At 58.7% G+C, this 293-nt stretch carries 1 protein-coding gene; it reads right to left on the bottom strand.

What is annotated here, in order from left to right; genetic code table 11:
• On the bottom strand, positions 1 to 293 hold a 293-nt coding region (locus J9889_RS24760; protein ID WP_210558344.1), incomplete at both ends, for a transposase.

The following is a 293-nucleotide window of genomic DNA, read 5'->3' on the forward strand; positions in this document are numbered from 1 at the left end:
TCCGCAGGCTCAGCGTTGGCCCGATGAGTTGCTTGAACCGGTACATGGCGGTCTCGGCTATCGAGCGCTGGTGATAGCCGGAGTCTTTCTTCCATTGCTTCAGTTCACCGGCCTTGAGCGCCGTCACCGCCTCGTTGCGGGGATGGTCTTCCTCCCACGGTGCCGCATTTTTTCTCGGCGGTATGGTGGCTTTCGCCCCCTTCTTCTTCAGTAGCGCATGACAGGCCTTGGTGTCATACGCACCATCGGCGCTGACCTGTTTTATCTTGCGTCGTAAGGGGTTGAGCAACGTC

The organism is Aeromonas sp. PrichA-15 (assembly GCF_017939245.1).
GTDB classification, from domain to species: domain Bacteria; phylum Pseudomonadota; class Gammaproteobacteria; order Enterobacterales; family Aeromonadaceae; genus Aeromonas; species Aeromonas caviae.